This window comes from Undibacterium sp. GW821-FHT11H02 (assembly GCF_058808015.1).
Genome location: NZ_JBXARG010000010.1, coordinates 12,982 through 36,019, shown reverse-complemented (window position 1 = coordinate 36,019; position 23,038 = coordinate 12,982). Strand labels below are relative to the sequence as shown.

Here is a 23,038-nt window from a genome sequence, read left to right as displayed (position 1 = left end):
ACAAGTTTGAACCAACTTTCGCAACCGACGCCCGGACTAGCATGGCTGACGCGTGATGCTAGTGCTCGACAAAGCTTATTGGCAGCGCTGTTCATCGGCGTATTAATGCTAGGCTTTTTATTTCCGCTCAGCTTTTGGCAAGGGCAGGGCGGTTTTTTTGAAAAGATCGATGCCTCGCAACATATCGCAGGCTGGCAGTTTTATGCGCAAGATAGTTGGCGCTTTCCCTTATTACACACCACACGCATTAATAGCCCCGATGGCGTCAATATCGCTTTTATGGACGCGATTCCTTTGGCGGCCTTATTGTTCAAACCTTTTGCCGCTTGGTTGCCAGTCGATTTTCATTACATCGCCTTGTGGCATATTTTAGCTTTCATAGGACAAGCGATAGCCGCTGGCGTGTTGATGCGTAGTTTAGGTGCGCGCTCAATCTTCGCCACCGTGGTTGCTGGCGTGTTTGCCTGTTTGTGGCCTGCTTTGATGTGGCGTTTTGGTCATACGGCCTTGATGACGCAGTGCTTATTATTGTTTGGACTCGCCGTGTATTTTCAAAAGCGACGCGAGACCTTGGCAGTAAATCGGGCGCAGACGTATTTGTTGGCCTTGAGTTTGCTAGGCTTGTTGATTCATCCTTATTTTTTCGCGATGTTGTATGCGCTGTTTTTGTTTAGCTTGATCGAAGAAGGTTTGCTGCACCGTCGTTGGGCTACTGGCGCGAAATTCTTGATGATGTCGCTAGCCTTGATCGCCTTTATTTTTTTCGTCATGGGCTACGGTGGGCAGAATACGACGAGCTTTGGTTTTGGCGAATATTCGATGAATTTGAGTTCACCGTTTTGTGGCAGTCATTTTTATTCATGTGCTGCCAGTGAGAGCGCTCATCAATTTGCTGCTTATCATTTCGCTGATCCGACCACCGGGCAATACGAAGGCTTGAACTATCTGGGGTTTGGCGTGTTCTTGCTGTTGCCTGTCAGTGTGTTTTTGGCGCGTGGACAAGCGCTGTCACTGTGTCGTCAATATCAATGGTTTATCTTATTTTTGTTGGCGTTAACTTTTTATGCGATTGCCAATCGCGTGTATTGGAATGATCATTTATTGTTTGAATATACGGTGCCGCAGAGCCTGAGAAAAATCACCGATAGCTTCAGGAGTAGCGGACGTTTCTTTTGGCTAGTGGCGTACACATTGTTGTTTATCAGCCTAGCTGGTGTCATGCAGACGATGAATAAAGCGAAGTTAGCCTTGGTCTTGTTTGCCTTGGGTTTGCAATTTGTCGATACGCGTGACTTTAGCGAACGCCTGACGCGTATTGCTGGCGAGCCGAGCAAGGGCGATTTAGTTGCGTGGCAGCCAGTGATGCAACAAGTCGAGGATTTGCATGTGTACCCGGCTTTCTCATGCGATTCGACCAATGAGCAGATGGTGTGGTTTTTCCAACGCTTGGCCGCGCATTACCAAAAACGCATAGACACAGGTTACATCGCCCGCGATAAAGTTGATTGTCAAAAGAATCGAGCCTACTTTGATCAAAGCTTTGTTCCTAATGCTTTGTACGTGATGCCGACTAAGAGTTTGATGAATGCGCCGCAAGGCTTTGTGCAAGCCGTAGCGCAGCAGGCTTGCGTGAAGTGGCAGAGTTTTCTGGTCTGTGGATCGGCACAAATGCGCTCCAGCTTAATGGCACAAAATTTGGGTCTCGTGTTTCAAGATAAACTGCATGAATTGCATTGGAGCGGCAAAGAATTACCAACGCAGGTGGGGCAACTCAGCGATGTCTTGAGTTCAGACGCTAAAGCCGGGGTGCTCAATTACGGCCCCTATGTTCGTTTAGAGCAAGGGCGTTATGAGTTCGCATTTGAATATCAGGCAGATTTGAGCGAGACGACAGAGCAAGCGACTTGGGATGTGTGGGTGACTTTGCCCGCAAGCAAAGTAGGCGGACGACGTTTGGGACAAGGATCCTTGTTCGGTACCAATCATAGCAAACAAGTTTTGCGAGTGCCGGTGGTGATTGATGGTGACACCGCCAATCAATTGATTGAGTTTCGTAGCTTTTTCAACGGGCAAGGAAAAATTCTCATTCACGCCTTACATTTAAAGAAACTGGATAAGTGAAGATCCGCGATGAATATCATGAACACGACAAAAAAAACCATCAGCATAGTGATCCCGGTCTACAACGAAGCCCAGTTGATACAGACTAGCATTCCTTTGATCATACAAACTGTGGAGCGAGGCTTAGGATCGCAACACGCAGAGCACTATCGCCTAGATATTGTCGCGGTCAATGATGGTTCTGCTGATCAGACCGCCGAAGTGTTGGCGCACATGCGACAGCAAGAACCACGGCTACGTGCCATCAGTTTTACCCGCAATTTTGGAAAAGAGGCGGCGATTTTGGCTGGCTTGGCACATGCGCAAGGTGATGCCGTCGTTGTGATCGACGCTGATCTGCAGCACCCGCCCGCATTGATCGCACCGATGATCAAATTATGGGAAAACGGCTTACTGGTGGTGCACGCCGTCAAGGCACAACGTGCGCGTGAAAGTTACTTGCAAAAGCACTTAGCCAAGGCTTTCTACGCCGTGTTTAAAAGCATGTCGGGTTTAGATTTGCGTGGACATTCTGACTTTAAATTGCTCGATCAACAGGTCGTGCAAATGCTGCTAGCTTTGCCTGAGCGTCAGCGGTTTTTCCGTGGTTTGATTTCTTGGGCGAATTTCCCTAGTGGGCAATTACCGTTCGAAGTAGCAGATCGCCCCGACGGTACTGAGAGTAAATGGAACCGTCTTAAATTACTACGCTATGCGGTCAATAACATCACCAGTTTTTCTAGTTTGCCCTTAAAGCTCGTGACTTACTTGGGTATGGCGACATTGTTATTTGGTCTGATCATAGGTGGAAATAGTTTGCTGCAAAAAATTGAGGGCAAGGCCATCGATGGCTTTACCACGGTCAATCTCTTAATCATTATTATTGGTGGAGCCATCCTGCTCAGCTTAGGTGTGATTGGGCATTATCTGGCGCGTTTGTACGATGAGATCAAAGGCCGCCCAGCTTACCTAATACGAACAGACACCCATGATTCCAAAGATAAGGAAGCATCATGAAACAACTAAGCATCGCTTTGATTGCGGTTTTGTGTAACGTCTCGGCGCAGGTGTTGATGAAATTGGCCAGCCAGAGTGGCTTTCAAATGCGGGATCTCAGCACTTACTTTTCTTGGCAATTGATGACTAGTGTGGTTTTGTACGGACTGAGTTTTTTATTGACCTTGCAAGTCTTGTCGCAAGCGGCTTTGAGTGTTGCTTCGCCTTTGATGGCAGGTTTGACTTTTGTTGGCATCGCGCTGGCAAGTTATCTCGTTTTGCATGAAGCCATGAATCTGCAAAAAGTGCTGGGCATGCTGGTGATTTTTGTCGGCATTTTTATTTTAAGCAAAGCCTCCCTATAACGGCCAAATCAGTTCAAGCCTGTCCGCGGGTGTCCGAACCGGGCTTGCGGACACCAGGTCCATTTCATATCTCTATTTATAATTACCAATAAAATCAAAGGTTTAAGTAGTTTTTAAAGTATGGCACGCTTCCTGCTAAAGAGTTGTTATTCCTTACAACTCCTTAGCAGGAAGCCCTATGATTCGTGATACCTCAGGTCAAGATGCCGTGATAGCAGCACCGCCGCTTTGGCGTCGCAAGAAGCTGGTGCTGTTTGCCGTTTTCGCCATCGCCTTCCTTATTCTTTGTTTTTTCTTGGTGCGTGCATTTGCCAATAGCAGCAAATCTATTAATGCTTCACGTATTAAAATCGCCCAAGTCACACGCGGTACTTTGGTACGTGATGTTGCCGTCAATGGTCGCATGGTGGCGGCGATCAGTCCTACCTTATATTCCACTGCACCGAGTACGGTCACCTTGAAAGTGAAAGCCGGCGACATGGTAAAAAAGGGCGATATCGTCGCCGAATTGGAATCGCCTGACCTCAGCAGTTTGCTGAAACGCGAACAAGCCAATTACGATCAATTAGAAGCGGAAGTGGCACGCCAAAAGATCTTAGCGCGTAAGCAAAAATTGATTGCGCGACGTGATGCGGATCAGGCCGAAATTGAACGTATCACCGCCGCCCGCACTTTCGAACGATTTGAAAAAGCCGGTCCTTCCGGTGTGATTTCCAAGATTGATTACATGCGTGCACAAGACGCTTTAAAAACTGCCGAAATTCGCGCCAAGCACGCAGAAGCAGCGACTGGCTTAGAAAATGAAGACGTCGATTTGAACCTTAAAACCAAAAGCGCGCAGTTAGAGCAGCAACGCTTAGTACGCGATGACGCAAAACGTAAGGTTGAAGAGCTGCGCCTCAAAGCGCCTGTGGACGGCATGGTTGGTACTTTATCGGTTGCCAACCGTAGCGTAGTCGCCGCCAATACCGCCTTGATGACTTTGGTCGATTTGTCTCAGTTAGAAGTTGAGTTGGAAATTCCTGAGACCTATGTCGCTGATTTGGGTTTAGGCATGACGGCAGAAATTACGATCAATGGTGTGACAGCCAAAGGAAAATTGTCGGCCTTGTCACCTGAAGTGGTGAAAAACCAAGTTTTGGCACGTGTTCGTTTCGATGGCACGCAACCCTCAGGTTTACGTCAAAGCCAACGTGTTTCTGCGCGCTTACTGATAGAAGAAAAACCGAATGTCTTGATGTTGGCACGCGGGCCTTTTGTAGAGAGTGAAGGCGGTCGTTTTGTCTATCTCGTGCAAAACAATATTGCTACGCGCATTCCTTTCAAATTAGGTGCAACCAGTATCTCAGCCGTGGAAATTTTATCGGGCTTAAAAGAAGGCGATAAGGTCGTGGTAGCAGGAACCGATCAGTTTGAAAATGCAGAAAAAGTGTCACTGAATAATTAGTTAGTTAATACAAACATTAATACAATCTTCAATACGAATATCAAAAACTCACAAAGGAAACGCCATGTTACATATGAAAAATCTGAGCAAAGTGTATCGCACCCACATGATAGAAACGCATGCTTTGCGTGGTTTCGAAATCCACGTAAAGCAAGGTGAATTTGTGACAGTGACAGGTCCATCCGGTTCCGGTAAAACTACCTTCTTGAATATCGCCGGTTTGCTGGAAGAATTCACCGGCGGTGAATACTATCTCGATGGCGTGAACGTAACTCGCATGGACGACAATGCGCGCACCCGCATGCGTAATGAAAAACTGGGTTTCATTTTTCAGGGCTTTAATCTGATCCCTGATCTGAACTTATTCGACAATGTGGATGTGCCTTTGCGTTATCGCGGTTTAGCTGCCAAAGAACGCAAAGAGCGTATTGAAGATGCATTGGCACAAGTGGGTTTGTCGTCTCGCATGAAACACTATCCAGCAGAGTTGTCGGGTGGTCAGCAGCAGCGTGTAGCGATTGCGCGTGCTTTGGCAGGCTCACCAAAACTGCTATTGGCAGATGAACCAACCGGTAATCTGGATACGCAAATGGCGCGTAGTGTGATGGAATTATTGGAAGAAATTAACGCCAGAGGCACCACGATACTGATGGTGACTCACGATCCAGAATTGGCTGTACGTGCGCAGCGTAATGTCCACATCATCGATGGACAAGTTTCTGATCTGGTGCGTAAAACGCCTAGCCTCGTGGTTGATCACCACAATGTTGAAACTAACTTACATATTGCCTAAGCCGGATAGGACTCATCATGTTTCGATACTATTTTTTATTGGGCTTAAAAAGCTTACGACGCAATCCCGCGCTCACCGCCTTGATGGTGCTGACTTTGGCGATTGGCGTTGCCGCCAGTGTTTCGACGTTGACGATACTACATGTCATGTCGGGCGATCCTATTCCACAAAAGAGTGATCGCTTATTTACTGCCATTCTTGATCCGGGCCCAAAGGAAGGCTATACACCCGGCGATGAACCGAATGACCATCAATTCACCTATAAAGACATCAGTAATTTACTGCTAAGCAAGCAAGGTGAACGTCGTGCTGCGATGTATGGTATTGCAGCAACGGCCGAACCAGCACGTAAAGACTTGGGCGCTATCGCGATGGAAGGCCTGGCGGTGACGGCAGATACTTTTTCTATGTTTGAGATTCCGTTTGTGAGTGGGCAAGGATGGCAAGCTTCCGAAGATAAAAACTCTGCTGATGTCGTGGTTCTCAGTAAAAAAATGGCAGAGAAACTTTTTGGTGCCGTGAATCCTGTGGGACAAAAGCTTCGTATGTTGAAAGGTGATTTTACGGTGTTAGGTGTCAGTGATGACTGGGCACCGAAGCCAAAATTTTACATATTTAATGGCCGTGAAGGCGCATTCACCGATGAGCCTGATTTCATACTCCCTTTGAGTAATGCGATACGCCGTGAAATTGCACATAGTGGAAGTATGGGATGTACCGGGCGTTCTGATCCGGGCTGGGAAGGTCGCTTGAATTCCGAATGTACTTGGTTTCATTTTTGGTTTGAACTGAAATCACCTAGCCAACGTGGAGAATTACAAAACTATTTGGACAGCTATACGGCTGAGCAGTTTAAGTTAGGTCGCTTCCAACGTCAGACCAAAAATCGCTTGTTCAATGTGCGTGAATTTTTGGTTGAAATGAAGGTGATTGGCGATGATAGCCGGCTTTCAGCTTGGCTAGCTTTTGGTTTCCTGATGCTCTGTCTTGTGAATACCGTCGGTTTATTACTGGCCAAATTTTCAGTACGCGCCTCTGAGGTCGGCGTCAGACGCGCCCTGGGTGCCTCACGTAAAGAGATATTCACGCAATTTTTGATTGAGACCGGTGTCGTCGGCTTGGTGGGTGCTTTGTTGGGCGTGTTATTAGCAGCGGGTGCTCTGCAGTTAATTGCTTTGCAATCGAAGGATTTAGCTGTGGTGGCACACATGGACTGGGCAATGCTTGGGTTAACTTTCTTGATGTCAGTGAGTGCGGCGATGATCGCCGGCCTGTTGCCAACCTGGCGTGCTTGTCAAGTGACGCCGGCAATTCAACTTAAATCGCAGTAATCCTTAAAAAGAAGGAAGCATGAAATCATGAAAACATTATTTGAACTGCGCCCCATCTTTTCCGCAATGATGCGTAATAAACTCGGCCCCTTATTAGTGGCGATGCAGGTTGCATTGAGTTTAGCGATACTCGTGAATGCGATTTACATCGTGAATCTGCGCCTTGATGTAGCGGCACGCCCTAGCGGTATTGCTGATGAGCTTGAAGTTTTTAGAGTCAATATCAGCAATCAGATTTTGGGGGGGCATGAAGACCAAGTTGCATTGCAAAAACGCGAAACAGATACCATACGTGCTGTGCCTGGCGTGGTCTCTGTGGCTCGTGTCAGCTCTTTTCCAGTATCTCGATCTGGTAGCAATACCTCAGTATCGGTTGATAGAAAACAAGAGGTGCCTACCGCCAATACCGGTATGTTTGTATCGGCTGATTCGCTGGTCAATACCTGGAAACTGCGCTTGGTCGAAGGTAAAGACTTTCAAGCCGGTGATTATGTTGATTTGAACCCAAATGTCAGCAATGATTTTGTAAAAAAAGTTATCGTCACCAAAGAGCTGGCACAGAAGCTTTATCCAGGTCAGTCCAGTTTTGTTGGCAAAGAATTTTTCTTTGGCACTGGTAATAGCGCGAACGGTGTGACTATCGTGGGCGTGGTTGAGACCTTGCAAACTTCGGGTGCTCAGCCGGGTCAACGAGGTGAAATGAGCACCTTGTTGCCAGCGCGTTTGTCTGGCCAAATCTGGGATGGCTATGCGGTACGTGCGGAAGCCGGACAACGCGACCGTGTCATGAAAGAAGTAGAAGAAGCCTTGCGTAAGGCTTCCGCTACACCGATCTACGTCAAAGCTACAAGTATGGAAAAATTCCGTGATGACCGCTATCGTAGTGAAAAAGGTTTAGCGTGGATGTTGTTGGCGGTAAGTACCTTATTGGTGGTCGTGACTGCCAGTGGTATCGTCGGTATGAGTACTTTGTGGGTGGCACAGCGTCGTAAGCAAATTGGTATTCGTCGTGCTTTAGGCGCACGTCGTATTGATGTGCTGGCCTATTTTATTGCTGAGAACTGGTTGATTAGCACCGGTGGCATCGTATTTGGTATTGCTCTGGCACTAGGTTTAAATTATGTGTTGGTAGGTCAATTTGAGTTGCCGAAGCTTCCCGTGAGCTACCTGATGTTGTCGCCATTGGCTTTTTGGATCTTAGGTGTGCTCGCAGTGTACGCACCAGCGTGGCGTGCTGCGAGTATTTCACCTGCAACGGCGACGCGTGGCGTATAGTATGGCGTTTTGGGTTTTTGCCGAAACCCCAATGCTATTACGTAGGGCGGGTGAAACCCCATAATCGTTAAGCAAATCTAAACCAAAACCTCTCAACACAGAGGCACAGAGAAAGGCTAGAGAAAATCAAATTGTTACGACTTCCTTCATTTTGTGTTTTTCTCCGTGTTACCTCCATATCTCTGGTCGCAGCATACTGCTTACCTGTGGTTAGTGGTTTTAGAAATTTGCTTAGCGCCTATGGGGTGCAACCCGCGCTGCTCAGGTGCACGTTGGCTGGCAGCGCGGGTTGCATCCGCCCTAGCATTTGAGACTCGGTTTTAAACCTGTAGTGAGAACGTAAGCGACGTATCTAGGTCTTCAACTTTATTATTTTGATGTGAATCTCATGCCCAGTGTTTTAATTATTGATGACAATCCCTCTATCGCGATGGCGCTTGATGTGCTGTTGTCTTTGCACGATATCAGCAGTTTTAGTGCGCAATCGCCAGAGCAAGGTCTGGCATTGCTGGAACAGCATGCGATAGATCTGGTGATACAGGATATGAATTTTACGGAAGATACAACCTCGGGTGAAGAGGGGGTCGCTTTGTTCAAAAAAATCCGTGCGCTACATCCTGATTTGCCTGTGATTTTACTGACGGCGTGGACGCACCTCGACGCTGCAGTGGATTTGATTAAGGCGGGTGCCGCTGACTATCTGGCTAAACCTTGGCATGATCAGCGTCTGGTGGCGAGTGTTAAAAATCTGATCGAGCTGGGACAAGTGAATCGTGCTTTACAACATCGCGTCCAGCGTGAGCGTAAGCAAAAGCGCGAATTGGAAAGCAAATACGACCTGCGCAATTTCGTCTGGCAAGATCCTGCCACTGAACGGGTTCTCGGTATGGCCTGTCAAGTCGCAAAATCGGATGTCTCAATTTTGATTACCGGGCCCAACGGTGCAGGTAAGGAAAGAATTGCCGACATCGTGCAAGCGAATTCCAAAGTCAAAGATGGTCCATTTGTCGTGCTCAATTGCGGCGCAATTCCTGCAGAATTAATTGAAGCGGAATTATTCGGTGCCGAAGCAGGTGCCTACACGGGGGCCACGAAAGCACGTGAAGGCAAGTTTGAAGCCGCCGACGGTGGGACTTTGTTTTTAGACGAAATCGGTAATTTACCTTTAGCTGGTCAAATAAAATTATTACGTGTATTGGAAACCGGGCGCTTTGAACGATTAGGATCGAACAAAGAACGTCAGGTAAAAGTGAGGGTGATGAGTGCCACCAATGCTGACTTGCCAGCGATGATCAAGGCTGGGCAATTCAGAGAAGATTTGTTCTATCGCTTGAACGTGATTCAACTTAATTTACCTTCCTTGGCGGAACGCCCTGATGATATTTTGCCGCTGGCAAAAGCCTTTTTGGAAGAGGGTAAGAATTTAAGTAGCACCGCGCAAGCCTGTTTACTGGCACACGCCTGGCCTGGCAACGTCCGGGAACTGAAAAATGTTATGCAGCGAGCCTGCTTATTGGCAACTACCGACGATATTAAAGCTGAAGACTTGGGATTACCTATTGCGCTTATGGCGGCTAATGCGGCAGTCGCCGGTGATGCGGAGCTGGATAGAGAAACTATAGAGCAAGCCTTGAACAAGGCGCGTGGTGTGGTGGCGCAAGCGGCTGCGGACTTGGGTTTGAGTCGTCAGGCTTTGTACCGACGTATGGAGCGATTAAATATTTCGCGCCCTTGAGTTCGTACTTCCACTCTTTCCCAGCAAATTTGGATCAAGTACTTCGAGAATTTATCCAGAAATCTAGGATAATCTGGCTATCGCACCACTTCTTTTTGCTATGAATCTGCCTCCTGCCAAGCCTAACGATCAAGTAACTAATTCTGCTAGTGCTGCCGAGACCGGGCCAGCCATTAAGCCAACACGCGGCTTGCGGATTTCCTTGGCGGCACGTTTATCACTGATGTTTATTTTGATTTTGAGTTTGGCATTAAGCTGTGCCGCGCTTCTGGATTATTTCTTTCCAAACGATCGTATCTTGATTGCTGGCGCGTGTTTGTTGCTGTTTATTCCTATTGCGATCGCGTCGGTGCGGGCTCAGCTCAGGCCCATTCTTGAATTGTTTCGCGCGATGAGTGGTACGGTACTCAGCTACCAAGACCGCGATTTTTCCTTTGGTTTACATTGGCAACGCAATGATGAATTGGCTGACCTGGTCGATGCGCATAATGATCTCGGCCATGTGTTGCGTGAACAGCGTCTCGATCTGGTGCAGCGCGAATTACTGCTCGACAGTATGTTGCAAAACACGCCAGTGGCGATGCTCTTGATAGGATTGCGCGGCCATGTTGTGTTTGGCAATATCACAGCACGACAATTATTGAACAAGGGTCGCAAGCTCGAAGGCTATACTCTGGAAGAAATTTTGCAGCAGGTTTCGCCGTCCTTGCGGGAAGCGATGCAACATGGTGGCGATGGTCTGTTTACCGTAAATGCTAGTCAAATCTCGACTCCAGATCATGTCAATGAGGACAACGATGAAGATGAAATTTATCATTTGTCACGGCGTAGTTTTACCTTAAATGGTACTGAGCATGAATTGTTTTTGATACGTCATTTGACCGTGGAGTTGCGTCGACAAGAAGTGCAAACCTGGAAGAAAGTGATACGCGTGATTAGCCACGAACTGAATAATTCTCTGGCGCCAGTAGCCTCGTTGGCGAATTCAGCGGGCGCCTTGATCAGTCGCGGCCAGTACGAACGCCTGCCCGAAATTATGAAAACCATAGAAGAACGTGCGCAGCATTTGGAAAGCTTTATTCATGGTTATGCAAGGTTTGCAAAGCTTCCGACGCCACGTCTGGAAAGTATTAATTGGCCTAGTTTTATTGGACGTTTGCAATCACAATTAGGATTTCAATTGCTCGGTCGCTTGCCCGATGAAAATGTCATGTTTGACGTGGCACAAATGGAGCAAGCGCTGCTCAATCTTTTAAAAAATGCGTTGGAATCAGGCTCGCCGCCTTCCGGCGTGAGCTTAGAAGTCAAGCCCATGGTCGAAGGTGTGCGTATTGAAGTCAGCGATCAGGGCAGTGGCATGAGTGATACTGTGATGTCGAATGCATTGGTACCTTTTTATTCAACGAAACGCAATGGTACTGGCCTGGGTCTTGCCTTGGCGCGTGAAATCATAGAAGCCCACGGTGGGCGCATTATGCTTAATAATCGTGAAACTGGTGGCTTGACCGTGAGCTTGATTTTGCCAATTTGAATCCATTCAAATTTCAAATTCCAATACGATGGGTGCTGCGACACGCTACTTCGGCACTCTCTTGCCTTGTTCTACTTTATTCTCGTTAGGATAGCCAAATATTTTTTTGTGCTCAAAATCACTATGTTATTTCTCGCATCTAGCGTGACTCTCAGCGTCACTGCTTACTTGTTAGGATGTCTGAATGCCAGTTTTTATCTGGCCAAGTGGTTTGCACAGGTCGATATTCGTAGCCTCGGTAGCGGCAATGCGGGTAGCCGAAATTTGTCGCGTAGTCTGGGCATGTCTTATGCAGTACTGGCTTTTGTTTGGGATGGAGCAAAGGCTTTTCTCGCGGTTTATGCTGCTACTTGGTTTAGCGTGGACGCGAGTACTGCCTCAATCAATATGTCTTTACTTGCTTTGTCTGCGGTGATTGCCGGACACATTTGGCCGGTACAATTAGGATGGCGTGGTGGTAAAGGTCTGGCTTGTTTGCTCGGTGGCTTGTTAAGCTGTGCGCCTGTTTTCTTTGCCCTGTGCTTGATATTTTTCTTGGGCATGTTGGTACTACTGCGCTGGGGCTTACGTTGGCGTCAGCCAGATGCTAGCGTGTATATCAGCGTATTGCTATTGCCTTGCCTTTTTCTTGTCAACCAAATTTTATTCTCGCGCTTTTTGATCAATGAGCTGCTTGTGCCCTGTTTTTTACTCGGCATAATTAGCGCAATGGTGCTAGCTGCGCACCGCCAAAATATACTTGATTTGCTTACACCATTTGTTTTAGGGCCGATTCAAGAATTGGCTCATGATGATACCCAGATTTGAATCGTTTTTTAGAGTAGGTGATACCAATGACACAAGCCACGATGCAATTTAAGATCGCCGATCAGGCGCAGGAATTTGAACAGATACATCGCTTGAATTATCGTACCTTTGTCGAAGAGATACCCCAACATCCAGCGAATCCTGAACGTCGTCTGGTGGATAAATTTCACGACGAAAATACTTACTTCATTGCCTTGCAGGGCGAGACGCTGATAGGTATGTTGACTTTGCGCGCAGCGCGACCATTTTCGCTCGATGGCAAGGTGGATAATCTAGACCAATATTTACCTCAAGCTAAGCCAGATAGCGTGCAGAAAATTTGCGAAATCCGTCTATTGGCTATCGAGCCAGCCTATCGTCACACCTCTGTTTTCGCTAAATTGTTTCACTTTGCATTGACGACTTGTTTGAAGCAAGAATTTACATTGGCCTTGGTTTCAGCGACAGTGCTACAAGAAAAATTGTATGCAAATATGGGCTTTACCGCCTTCGCTAATCTGGTGGGTAAGCCGGGCGCCATGTATCAACCGATGTACTTAGTACTCGCGTCGGCATTACGTATGCAACAGCGGCTGCAAGCAAGTCGTATACTAAGGGACGGTGTGACGACCAAGGATGTGCTCACGCGAGATGAGATGCCCCCTTTAAAGAAAGCTCCCATTAGCTTTTTGCCTGGTCCTGTCGAAATTCATCCTGCGGTTCAAGCGGTTTTTGCCAACGCTCCGGTGTCGCATAGGGCTGAGTCTTTTCTTTCGCTTTTGTCGGACACCAAAGCGCGGCTCTGCCAACTCTTAGGTAGTCGTGAGGTCGAAATTTTTTTAGGCAGCGGCACGCTTGCCAACGATGTGGTTGCGGCTCAGATTAAGCGATTAAATAGTCGTGGTTTGATACTGGTGAATGGTGAATTTGGCGAACGCTTATGTGATCATGCGCAACGTTTTGGTATTGAATTCCATACCTTTCATGCAGAGTTTGGGCGCAGTTTTTATTTGCCTGCATTGCGTCAAGTTTTGATTCAACATAAACCAGACTGGTTATGGATGACACATTGTGAAACATCGAGTGGCATTTTAAATCCGCTCAGTGAGATTCAAGCGTTGTGCGATGGTTTGGGAATTAAGCTCTGTGTGGATTGCACCAGTTCCGTTGCTTGTGTACCTGTGGATATAAGTGCTGCCTACCTTGCAACGACGGTCAGCGGTAAAGCGATTGCGGCGTATCCGGGCTTGGCAATCGTCGCGTACTCGCATGAAGTGGATGCAGATCGACAAATTCCACGCTATTTGGATTTGGGCGTGTATCGTGCGAACGCGGGTATTCCTTATACGCATTCTTCTAATCTGGTATCCGCATTACAGCAAGCTTTGTTGCAAATTTCACCCACGCGTTTTGACCAGATTGCTCATGCCTCTGCGCGCTTACGTAGCAGTTTGCGGACGGCAGGTGTAGCTATCTTGAATTCTGCAGGTGATAGCTCGCCTGCAGTATTAACACTACAATTGCCAGATCACATCAGTTCGGTCGCTTGTGGTGACGCGATGGCAGAGCGTGGCTTTTTGCTTAGTTATCGTAGTGGCTACCTCATTAAGGGCAATCTGTTGCAAATATGCTTGATGGGGCATACCGAGCCAGCGCAACAAGATGAACTAAGCACAAGTTTGCTTGCTTATTTCCAACAGGTTGGAAAAATTGCCGCCTAGGTCACACCTCAATAAGCGTGTTTTTCCGATACTTGATTTGTACGGCGCAGTGGCAGTGCCGTGATTACCATTGCTCACAATAGTGGTATCAGCTTCACATCAAAATTTGACTGGTAAAATAGACATTCTTTAGGTATTTTTTAAATAAGTATTGGCGAAGCTTCACTCGTTATAGGTTCTATTTTCGTAACTATTCAGTCGCTATAAAAAAAGGTCAAAACCCCTCAACGCCGAGACGCTGAGGCGCCGAGATACGCGGAGAAAATCAGTAAAATCTTCGCCTCTCTCTGCGCTCCTCAGCGTCTCAGCGTCTCGGCGTTGAGGGGTTTAGTTTTTTACTCTTATCAATGAGACTGAATAGTCACTTATTTTCTTGCTATTGGATATGGGATAGGAATATGGGCAATCGGCTTTCAAAAATCGCTACACGCACTGGCGATGCAGGTACGACGGGTTTAGGTGACGGTACGCGTATTGACAAAGATGCTTTGCGAGTACACGCGATGGGCGATGTGGATGAGCTTAACTCACATATAGGCGCATTGATTTGTGAAGATATTCCAGACGCAATGAAGCAGGAATTGTTTTCCATACAGCATGACTTGTTTGATATGGGCGGCGAATTGTGTATTCCTGGCTACACGATGGTGACCGAAGCACAAGTGACGCGCTTAGATGCATTGCTAGAAAAATACAATGCCGATTTGCCACCTCTCAAAGATTTTATTCTGCCGGGTGGTTCGCGCGCCGCTTCTATGGCCAACGTATGTCGCACTGTGTGTCGTCGTGCTGAACGCGCTATCGTCAGTGTCGGCAAGGCTGAACAAATTAACGAAGCACCTCGTCAATATATGAATCGCCTGTCGGATTTATTGTTTGTGTTATCACGTGTTCTAAACCGTTACGCTGGCGGTAGTGATGTTTTGTGGGAAAAAGAACGGCAACGCTAGTTTAATTTTGTAGCCTGTTTTATGATGGACATGAAGTCTCAATGTGCGTCAACGCAATGGAGGTAGATTATGCCAAAATGGGTAGAACAGGCAGCAAAGAATGATTTAGAGATACTCGAAGATGGCCAGTGCCAGCTTTGCGGTTCTGATACTTTGCATGGCATTACCGAATGCGTGAATACGGCGGGGAAGATCACTCACAAGATCAGCCAGGAAAAAGGCATACAACATATGACTATTTTCCTGTGCGTTGATGCCCATGCTTTGCAACACACGCTGATTCACGGCCGCTGGAATAATCACTTTCATTTGACGCGCTTGCATTTAATTTTGCAAGATGATGTGCAATGGAATTATGACCTCACTACCGTACTTAATGAAGTCTTGGATGATTACAAACGACAGCATCCGGATGAAGCGGTGATCGAGGCCGATGCCGAACATCAAGCCACGATCACGGTCATTGATGTTGATGCCAGTCATGATGAGGACGAATATATTGCTTTGGTCTGGCAATGGGCGGAACAGGTATATGCCTCGTTTTCTGAGAGTCATGCAATTGCGCGCAAATTGGCTCAGTTATTTCAAAAAAAGTGCTTAATTAATCGCGCTGAATTACCGGAGTAATATTGGAATACAGGAGAGACTGTGTCTTTATCGCTCTTACTACGTTGTGAACAGGTAGCCAATACTCGCGCCTACTATCGCGACATCCTGCATTTCGAGGTCATTGACGGCAGCGAGTTGTCCTTAAGTGTGATGAAATTTGGTGCGCTGATTATTTTCACCGAGCTTGACCTTTGGCAACAAAATTTCGGGATGTCAGGCACGATTTATATTCGAGTTCCCGACGTTGACCAATATTTTTTAGAAGTCAAGGATGCGGTAGAGTTAGCCTGGACTTTGCAAGACATGCCCTATGGCACCAGAGAGTTTGCGGTGCGCGATTGCAATGCTTATTGTCTGGCGTTTATGCAAGACGATAGAGAGCGATGAGTACGTGTTTGCCTTGACCACAGCTAGGATAAAATGACTGCTGTTTCGAGAAAAGGCTAAATAAAATTTTTCACATGTAGCTATTGATGTCTATCAGTGCTCAAGATCGCCGTAAGCAATTCTTTTTTCAGGTTTCACTTAAAGCTCATTCATGCGTCTTTTTAAACTTCGCCCGCAATTAACCGACCTCCCGCAAATCGCGATTCAAGCCGATGCAATCCGCATCTTAAACAGCGCCTCACAGTTTCGACAAAGTTTGTTAGAACAAATCGCCCAGGCTAAACATAGAATTTATCTGTGCAGCTTGTATTTGCAACACGACGAGGCAGGGCAAGTGGTATTGGATGCCTTATATGCGGCACAGCGTATGAATCCCGCTTTGCAAATTCATGTGTTGGTGGATTGGCACCGCGCTCAACGTGGTTTAATTGGCGAGCAAAAAATTCCGGGCAAAGTGGCAGGTAATGCCGCATGGTATCAAACACAAAGCGCCGCGCATGAGGCTGTCATTCCGATTTATGGCGTACCGGTACAGACTCGTGAATTATTTGGCGTATTTCATTTGAAGGGCTTTGTCATCGACGATACTGTGATTTACAGCGGCGCCAGTATCAATAATGTGTATTTGCACCAGTTGGAAAAATATCGTCATGATCGTTACTGGTTAATTCAGGATGCCAGTTTGGCCAATAGCATGGTGGATTGGGTGCGCCGTCATATCTTGTCGTCAGCAGCGGTGCACCGCTTGGACCTTGCTGAGGTTCCAAGGACTAAAGACTTACGTGCGGAAATGCGCGGATTGCGCGAGCATCTAAAAGCGGTGGCTTATCAGTTACCTGGCGATCACAGCATTAAAGATGCTCAAAGTCTTTGCGTTACGAATATTTCTGGCCTCGGCAAAAATAATTTATTAAATCGTAGTCTATGCCAGTTACTGGCTGCAGCGCAGAAACAGATTACGATCTGTACACCGTATTTCAATTTTCCACGACCAGTGATGCGCGAAGTCAATCGTGCCCTCAAACGCGGCGTAAAGCTCAGTATTATTGTGGGCGATAAGACCGCCAATGATTTTTATATCCCGCCCCAACAGGCTTATAAAGCGATAGGTTGTTTGCCCTATCTGTACGAAGTTAACTTGCGTCGGTTTGTAAAAAAGCATCAGGCGGAAATTAGTAGCGCAGCATTACAGGTACATCTATGGAAAGACGGTGACAATACCTATCACTTGAAAGGCGTATGGATCGATGATTTGTACACCTTGGTTACCGGGAACAATTTGAATCCCCGCGCCTTCAGCCTGGATCTGGAAAACGCCTTATTGTTTACTGATCCGTGTGGCGACTTATTAGCGCAAAGACAAGCGGAATTAGACAGCATCATGCAACATACCAAAACGCTGCAGCATTATCGTGATCTGGAGAATCTGAAAGATTATCCGGACAAAGTACGACAATTACTGCAGCGCTTAAGTCGGGTGCGTTTAGATCACCTGGCCTACCGCGTTTTGTAAAGCTGATCGCTTCAACTTAACGCAAAGTTCGATTAAACAAATCCATAGTACGAGTCCATGCTAACTTCGCTGCAGCCTGGTCAAAACGTGGTGTCGTGTCATTATTGAAGCCGTGTTCCACGCCATCATAAACAAAGCCTTGATATTTAACGCCGGCCGCTTTTAAAGCTTCCTCATACTTAGGCCAAGCCGCGACCAGACGTTCGTCTTTACTGGCATGATGTACTAAAACTTCGGCTTTGATATTGGGCACTGCATCGAGAGCCGGAGCTCCGCCATAGAAGGGAACGGCGGCGCCGAGATCAGAAATCTTGGTCGCGAGGAAGTTGGCAATCGCACCACCATAGCAAAATCCAACGACGCCGACTTTACCGTTACCGCCAGCGATGGTCTTTAGAATGCCAGCGGCGGTGATGAAGTCTTCGCGGGTCTTGGCCTGATCGAGTTTGGGAAATAATTCACGTGCCTTATCTTCGGTACCTGGATAGCCACCGAGAGGGAATAAAGCATCGGGTGCAAAGGCGATAAAATTATCCAGGGCGACACGGCGTGCAACATCTTCAATATGCGGATTTAAGCCGCGATTTTCATGTACAACTAATACGGTAGGAAGCGGCCCCTTGGCATTCGCCGGTTTAACTAAATAGCCACGCAAAGTGCCATAGCCATTGGGAGATGGATATTCAACATAGTTGGCGACAATTCTGGCATCGTCAGCTTTAACTTGCTGCGCCGTCGCGAAATTGGGGCTCAAGGCTTGCAGTAAGCCCTCCGCAGTCACCACGCCAGCGGCGTATTTACTCGCCGAACTCAAAAATCCACGACGGCTCAGGCCACCATGTACGTATTGATCAAATAGTTTTAGTACTTCAGGATGAAAATCATGCGCGGTCTTGCTAGGAAACTGCTGTGCCATTCTTGCTCTCCTCGTCGGTGTTTGAATGTGTTGTTGGGCGCGCCAGAACTTTTGAAATCAAGTGATCAAAAGCCTGCTCGCGCCCATAACAATACACACAAACGCCCGAACTTGCTTGAGCTAAATAGTAATATTCAAATAAGACGATCATTTAAACGATGCACGGGATTGACACCGAGTGCGTTACGGTTTGCTTTAGAATAATTTTCTTGCTAAGGGCTACTTCAAAAAACAAATAAGCAAACGCGAAATCATTCGTTTTCAATTGTTGACCTAGTCTTTACTCTCCACACATCGATTAATTATTTATCTGTGTGGAGTGAAATAGAAATGAAATTACTGAAAAAAATCGCGCTAGCATTGGCCTTGGCTTCGACGACTGTTAGCCCTATCGTGCACGCCGCGGATGTCACCTTACTCAATGTCTCCTATGACCCCACCCGTGAGTTATATCAAGATGTGAACGCAGGATTTGCTAAATATTGGCAAACCAAGACAGGCGATAAACTCAGCATTAAGCAATCCCATGGTGGCTCAGGTAAGCAAGCGCGTGCTGTGATCGATGGCTTGGATGCCGATGTATTGACGCTCGCTTTGGCCTATGACATCGATGCCGTTGCGGAAAAGGGTTTGCTCGATAGAGCATGGCAAAAACGTCTGGCCAATAATGCTTCGCCTTATACATCAACGATAGTATTTTTGGTGCGTAAAGGAAATCCAAAGGCGATTAAAGATTGGAGCGACTTGGTCAAGCCAGGGGTTGCCGTGATTACGCCGAACCCGAAAACGTCTGGCGGGGCGCGTTGGAATTATTTGGCGGCTTGGGGTTATGCACTAAAGCAAAAGGCTGGGACTAGTGCGAGCGCCAAGGAGTTTGTGCAGAAGCTGTATAAGAACGTTCCAGTCTTAGATTCAGGAGCCCGTGGTTCGACCGTCACGTTCTCTGAACGCGGTATTGGCGATGTCTTGATTACTTGGGAAAACGAGGCCTACCTCGCATTGAAAGAATTTGGCGCTGACAAATTACAGATTGTTACGCCAAGCTTAAGTATTTTGGCTGAGCCGCCCGTGACAGTAGTCGATAAAACAGTGGACAAACGTGGTACGCGTAAAGTGGCAGAGGCCTACCTAAATTTTCTGTACACGGAAGAAGCACAAGACATCATCGGCAAACATTTTTATCGTCCAACTTCCGAACGAGCGGTGAAGAAATACGCAGCTCAGTTTGCCCAAATAAGTTTGTTCAAGATTGATGAAGTATTTGGTGGCTGGACCAAGGCGCAAAAAGAGCATTTTTCTGATGGAGGTGTCTTCGATCAAATTTATCAGGCGAAGTAAATTGGTAATTTTTGGTGCGCTGTAAGCAATGATGTCTGTCCGTCTAAATTTAGGCCTAAAGATAGATTGTGTGCGACTGTCATTTTAGTCCCCCAACTAGATGTGAGGTCGAGCGTGCTAGCAGGCTTATAGTTGGACTTATTTTTATCGAAATTCCCCTTTTAGTTTTGATGCAAAGATCAACCTAAGTGGATCTTGGTGTTGCGCGACTTAGAAATATCTTCCAGAGATTTTGTCTTCAGAAGCTATTTTTAATGTCGCGCTTTTTTATTTTTTCTACACTCGCCGATGCCGAAAAGAGAATGCATAAATCATCTAAGTAAGTGTGAATGTCTTCGTTTGTTTTTTTCTATTCTTCTTTTAAGCTGCACTGATTCAATGAATGGAAAGGGAATAGAAAATGACTTATGCGGGATTAAATGACTACCTGAATAGCTCACCAACGCAAAGTAGAAGCCAATTGTTTGCAGGTAAAGATGGACGTATTTCCGCGCGATTTTTTAATGCGCGTTTAAGCAGTGTGTTTCAAGCGATACGATCAAGCGGTGATTTGCGATTATTAGGATATGAGGCATTTGTCAGGACTTTGTCAGTGAATGATCAAGGCCTTAGCATCTGGAAATTATTGGAGCATGCGACCACCGACGATGAGTCAGTTGAACTTGATCGTTTGTGCCGACTACTTCACACAATTAATTTTTTCCGTCAGGTCACAGCGGATCAGGGCGAGCTTTATTTGAGTGTGCATAATCGCTTGTTGACCGCAGTCGCAGGCAATCATGGTGCGGCATTTCAGCGTGTACTCGCCAAGCTAAATATTCCACAGCAAAGTATCGTCTTGCAGTTACCTGCGATTGTGCCGAGTCAGCGTTGGGCGATTAGCTACGTTGCTGAGAATTATCGCCGCAATGGATTTCGCCTTGCAGTTCACGCAAGAAACATAGGGCAAGCTTTTGAATTATTAGAGCGCGTGCGCCCTGAGGTGCTTAAGCTCCATTTTCAGAACAGTCTCGTGGATAAAGATGTTTGTTTGTTTGAGGATTTACTACGACAGGCAGCGCGGCAAACTTGTTTGATCATTGTGCGTAAAGTCGATCAATTGCCAGCGTTTGAGAAACTGCGAGAGGTATCAGATCATCGGCTGGCATTTGCAGTACAAGGAAATGCCATCGATATTGCGCGTTCTTGCTTGACCAGCGCGGTAGGGAAATCGCCACCTCAAACTCAAATCAAAATAAGCTTAGAGACTCAAGGTCAACGAGGCTGCTGTTGACCGTGCGCCCGCCTTTTTGAGCGCGAGCGCCGCTTTAGCTTATGCAGAATTCGACTATAGAAATATGAAAAAAATCGTTTTCTATATAACTTGACCATGCAATCATGTGATGTCTATAGCTAATCCAGTAATAAAGGCTTCACATGGCATTTCTTTCAAAAAATCGGGCGAAGGCGCGGCGGGTGATACCTGGCTTTCACTTATCGGTGGGATTTACTTTGTTTTATCTGGGCTTAATCGTCCTGATTCCTTTGTCTGCGGTCTTCATCAAAACCTTCACTATGACCTGGGATGCCTTTTGGCAGACCGTGACTTCTGAACGCGTGATGGCTTCGTATCGTTTGACCTTCGGTGCGTCTTTGCTTGCTGCCTTTATCAATGTGATTTTTGGCGGTATTTTGGCTTGGGTGTTGGTTCGTTATAAATTCCCAGGAAAACGTTTGATTGACGCCTTCGTGGACTTGCCTTTTGCATTGCCAACAGCGGTTGCAGGGATCACCTTAGCGACTTTGTATGCGCCGAATGGATGGTTGGGAAAGTTGTTGGCGCCGTTTGACATTAAAGTCGCCTACAACCCGCTCGGCGTTTTAGTGGCCTTGATTTTTATTGGCTTACCATTCGTTGTGCGTACTGTGCAACCGGTGTTGGAAGAAGCTGAAAAAGAACTAGAAGAAGCGGCGATCAGTTTGGGTGCTAGCCATTGGCAGACATTCGTACGAGTGATTTTCCCTACCATTTTGCCTGCCGTGTTGACCGGTTTCGCGCTTGCCTTTGCGCGTGCGACTGGGGAATATGGCTCAGTGATTTTTATGGCAGGCAATATGCCGATGATTTCTGAAATCACGCCCTTATTCATGATTACCAAACTCGAACAATATGACTATGCAGGGGCAACGTCGATCGCTACCGTGATGCTGATTATTTCCTTTATTTTATTGTTGGCGATTAATGCGCTACAGGCGTGGACGCGCCGTCGTCAAACTGCGGGGAAAGAATAATGTCTGCACAAACTTTAACGACTAAAAACATAGAAGCTCGCACGGAACCGCCTTTGCAATTGCAGGCGACTTTAGAGCCGGTATGGGTGAGAGTATTGTTGCTCACTTTGGCTTTGGCTTTTGTCACCTTGTTTTTATTTATTCCATTAGTCGCTGTGTTTACAGAGGCTTTGCGCAAAGGCTGGGATGTGTACCTAGCATCCATTCAAGAACCGGACGCCGTGTCAGCGATTAAACTAACTTTGATTGCTGCGGGCATTGCAGTGCCTTTGAATTTGGTATTTGGGGTATCGGCAGCCTGGGCCATCGCTAAGTTTGAATTCCTCGGTAAAAATGTTCTGCTGACTTTGATCGATTTGCCATTTTCTGTGTCGCCGGTGATTTCGGGCTTGATTTATGTGCTGTTGTTTGGTGCGCAAGGTTGGTTTGGCGATTGGCTGCGCGAGCACGATATCAAGATTCTGTTCGCGGTTCCTGGCATCGTATTGGCGACGGTCTTCGTTACTTTTCCATTTGTCGCGCGCGAATTGATCCCTTTGATGCAGGCGCAAGGTAGTGAGGAAGAAGAAGCGGCTTTGGTATTGGGTGCATCCGGTTGGAAGACTTTCTGGCATGTGACTTTACCGAACATTAAATGGGGTTTGTTATACGGCGTCATCTTGTGTAACGCACGTGCAATGGGTGAGTTTGGCGCGGTGTCGGTGGTCTCTGGGCATATCCGCGGTGAGACCAATACCATGCCTTTGCAAGTGGAGATTTTGTATAACGAATATAACTTCACAGCGGCGTTTGCAGTCGCTTCGTTGCTGACGCTATTGGCTTTAGTAACACTGGCTTTGAAAACCATCGTGGAATGGAAGACTGACGAATCGCGTCAGCGAACGCCACAGGAATAACGGTAAATACCTCTACTACTAACGCTAAGTAGAGGTCGAACAAAGCTCCCTCTCCCGTGGGCGGGAGAGGGTTGGGGT

The 23,038-nt window shown here is 47.0% G+C and carries 20 protein-coding genes; 19 read left to right on the top strand and 1 reads right to left on the bottom strand.

Annotated features, from left to right (window positions below):
* Nucleotides 1-6: 6 nt before the first annotated feature.
* The 15 genes from AC1RR2_RS11570 to pssA all read left to right on the top strand — a co-directional run bounded on the left by AC1RR2_RS11570 (nucleotide 7) and on the right by pssA (nucleotide 17,539).
* Nucleotides 7-2,121, top strand: coding sequence for a DUF6311 domain-containing protein (locus tag AC1RR2_RS11570; protein WP_493222409.1), 2,115 nt, complete (start codon nucleotides 7-9; stop codon nucleotides 2,119-2,121).
* A gap of 18 nt (nucleotides 2,122-2,139) precedes the next feature.
* On the top strand, nucleotides 2,140-3,117 hold the full coding sequence (locus AC1RR2_RS11565) for a glycosyltransferase family 2 protein (RefSeq protein WP_493222408.1): 978 nt from the start codon (nucleotides 2,140-2,142) through the stop codon (nucleotides 3,115-3,117).
* Nucleotides 3,114-3,461 carry a DMT family transporter gene (locus AC1RR2_RS11560; RefSeq protein ID WP_493222407.1) on the top strand — a complete coding sequence of 116 codons (348 nt, stop codon included), beginning with the start codon at nucleotides 3,114-3,116 and terminating at the stop codon, nucleotides 3,459-3,461. The genes AC1RR2_RS11565 and AC1RR2_RS11560 overlap by 4 nt, the downstream gene beginning before the upstream one ends.
* A gap of 178 nt (nucleotides 3,462-3,639) precedes the next feature.
* Complete coding sequence (locus tag AC1RR2_RS11555) at nucleotides 3,640-4,908, top strand: efflux RND transporter periplasmic adaptor subunit (protein ID WP_493222406.1); 1,269 nt, start codon at nucleotides 3,640-3,642, stop codon at nucleotides 4,906-4,908.
* A gap of 64 nt (nucleotides 4,909-4,972) precedes the next feature.
* Nucleotides 4,973-5,701, top strand: coding sequence for an ABC transporter ATP-binding protein (locus AC1RR2_RS11550; RefSeq protein ID WP_493222405.1), 729 nt, complete (start codon nucleotides 4,973-4,975; stop codon nucleotides 5,699-5,701).
* Between the two features lie 17 nt (nucleotides 5,702-5,718).
* The gene (locus AC1RR2_RS11545) at nucleotides 5,719-7,032 is read left to right on the top strand and encodes an ABC transporter permease (protein ID WP_493222404.1); all 1,314 of its coding nucleotides are present in this window, start codon (nucleotides 5,719-5,721) and stop codon (nucleotides 7,030-7,032) included.
* A 27-nt stretch (nucleotides 7,033-7,059) separates the two neighbouring features.
* Entirely contained in the window at nucleotides 7,060-8,307 is a 1,248-nt protein-coding gene (locus AC1RR2_RS11540; protein WP_493222403.1) for an ABC transporter permease, read from the top strand.
* Between the two features lie 388 nt (nucleotides 8,308-8,695).
* On the top strand, nucleotides 8,696-10,042 hold the full coding sequence (locus AC1RR2_RS11535; protein WP_493222402.1) for a sigma-54-dependent transcriptional regulator: 1,347 nt from the start codon (nucleotides 8,696-8,698) through the stop codon (nucleotides 10,040-10,042).
* 100 nt (nucleotides 10,043-10,142) lie between these two features.
* The gene (locus tag AC1RR2_RS11530; protein ID WP_493222401.1) at nucleotides 10,143-11,573 is read left to right on the top strand and encodes a sensor histidine kinase; all 1,431 of its coding nucleotides are present in this window, start codon (nucleotides 10,143-10,145) and stop codon (nucleotides 11,571-11,573) included.
* A 123-nt stretch (nucleotides 11,574-11,696) separates the two neighbouring features.
* Entirely contained in the window at nucleotides 11,697-12,380 is a 684-nt protein-coding gene (locus tag AC1RR2_RS11525) for a glycerol-3-phosphate acyltransferase (protein ID WP_493222400.1), read from the top strand.
* Between the two features lie 26 nt (nucleotides 12,381-12,406).
* A complete protein-coding gene (locus tag AC1RR2_RS11520; RefSeq protein WP_493222399.1) occupies nucleotides 12,407-14,080 on the top strand; it encodes an aminotransferase class V-fold PLP-dependent enzyme in 1,674 nt (557 codons plus the stop codon).
* 398 nt (nucleotides 14,081-14,478) lie between these two features.
* Nucleotides 14,479-15,030, top strand: a complete 552-nt coding sequence (locus AC1RR2_RS11515; protein WP_493222398.1) for a cob(I)yrinic acid a,c-diamide adenosyltransferase — start codon at nucleotides 14,479-14,481, stop codon at nucleotides 15,028-15,030.
* A gap of 69 nt (nucleotides 15,031-15,099) precedes the next feature.
* On the top strand, nucleotides 15,100-15,657 hold the full coding sequence (locus tag AC1RR2_RS11510) for a DUF5946 family protein (RefSeq protein ID WP_493222397.1): 558 nt from the start codon (nucleotides 15,100-15,102) through the stop codon (nucleotides 15,655-15,657).
* A 21-nt stretch (nucleotides 15,658-15,678) separates the two neighbouring features.
* Nucleotides 15,679-16,026, top strand: coding sequence for a VOC family protein (locus AC1RR2_RS11505; protein WP_493222396.1), 348 nt, complete (start codon nucleotides 15,679-15,681; stop codon nucleotides 16,024-16,026).
* Nucleotides 16,027-16,177: 151 nt separating this feature from the next.
* Nucleotides 16,178-17,539 carry a CDP-diacylglycerol--serine O-phosphatidyltransferase gene (gene pssA, locus AC1RR2_RS11500; protein ID WP_493222395.1) on the top strand — a complete coding sequence of 454 codons (1,362 nt, stop codon included), beginning with the start codon at nucleotides 16,178-16,180 and terminating at the stop codon, nucleotides 17,537-17,539.
* 16 nt (nucleotides 17,540-17,555) lie between these two features.
* Here pssA and AC1RR2_RS11495 read toward each other — a convergent pair whose 3' ends face one another.
* Nucleotides 17,556-18,455, bottom strand: a complete 900-nt coding sequence (locus AC1RR2_RS11495) for a dienelactone hydrolase family protein (RefSeq protein WP_493222394.1) — start codon at nucleotides 18,453-18,455, stop codon at nucleotides 17,556-17,558.
* Nucleotides 18,456-18,785: 330 nt separating this feature from the next.
* Between AC1RR2_RS11495 and AC1RR2_RS11490 the strand changes: the two genes are divergently transcribed.
* From AC1RR2_RS11490 to cysW, 4 genes are all read left to right on the top strand, one after another.
* Nucleotides 18,786-19,793, top strand: a complete 1,008-nt coding sequence (locus AC1RR2_RS11490) for a sulfate ABC transporter substrate-binding protein (RefSeq protein ID WP_493222393.1) — start codon at nucleotides 18,786-18,788, stop codon at nucleotides 19,791-19,793.
* 400 nt (nucleotides 19,794-20,193) lie between these two features.
* The gene (locus AC1RR2_RS11485; RefSeq protein ID WP_493222392.1) at nucleotides 20,194-21,066 is read left to right on the top strand and encodes an EAL domain-containing protein; all 873 of its coding nucleotides are present in this window, start codon (nucleotides 20,194-20,196) and stop codon (nucleotides 21,064-21,066) included.
* Nucleotides 21,067-21,209: 143 nt separating this feature from the next.
* Complete coding sequence (gene cysT, locus AC1RR2_RS11480) at nucleotides 21,210-22,064, top strand: sulfate ABC transporter permease subunit CysT (RefSeq protein WP_493222391.1); 855 nt, start codon at nucleotides 21,210-21,212, stop codon at nucleotides 22,062-22,064.
* The gene (cysW, locus tag AC1RR2_RS11475) at nucleotides 22,064-22,960 is read left to right on the top strand and encodes a sulfate ABC transporter permease subunit CysW (RefSeq protein WP_493222390.1); all 897 of its coding nucleotides are present in this window, start codon (nucleotides 22,064-22,066) and stop codon (nucleotides 22,958-22,960) included. The genes cysT and cysW overlap by 1 nt, the downstream gene beginning before the upstream one ends.
* The last annotated feature ends 78 nt before the right edge of the window (nucleotides 22,961-23,038 follow it).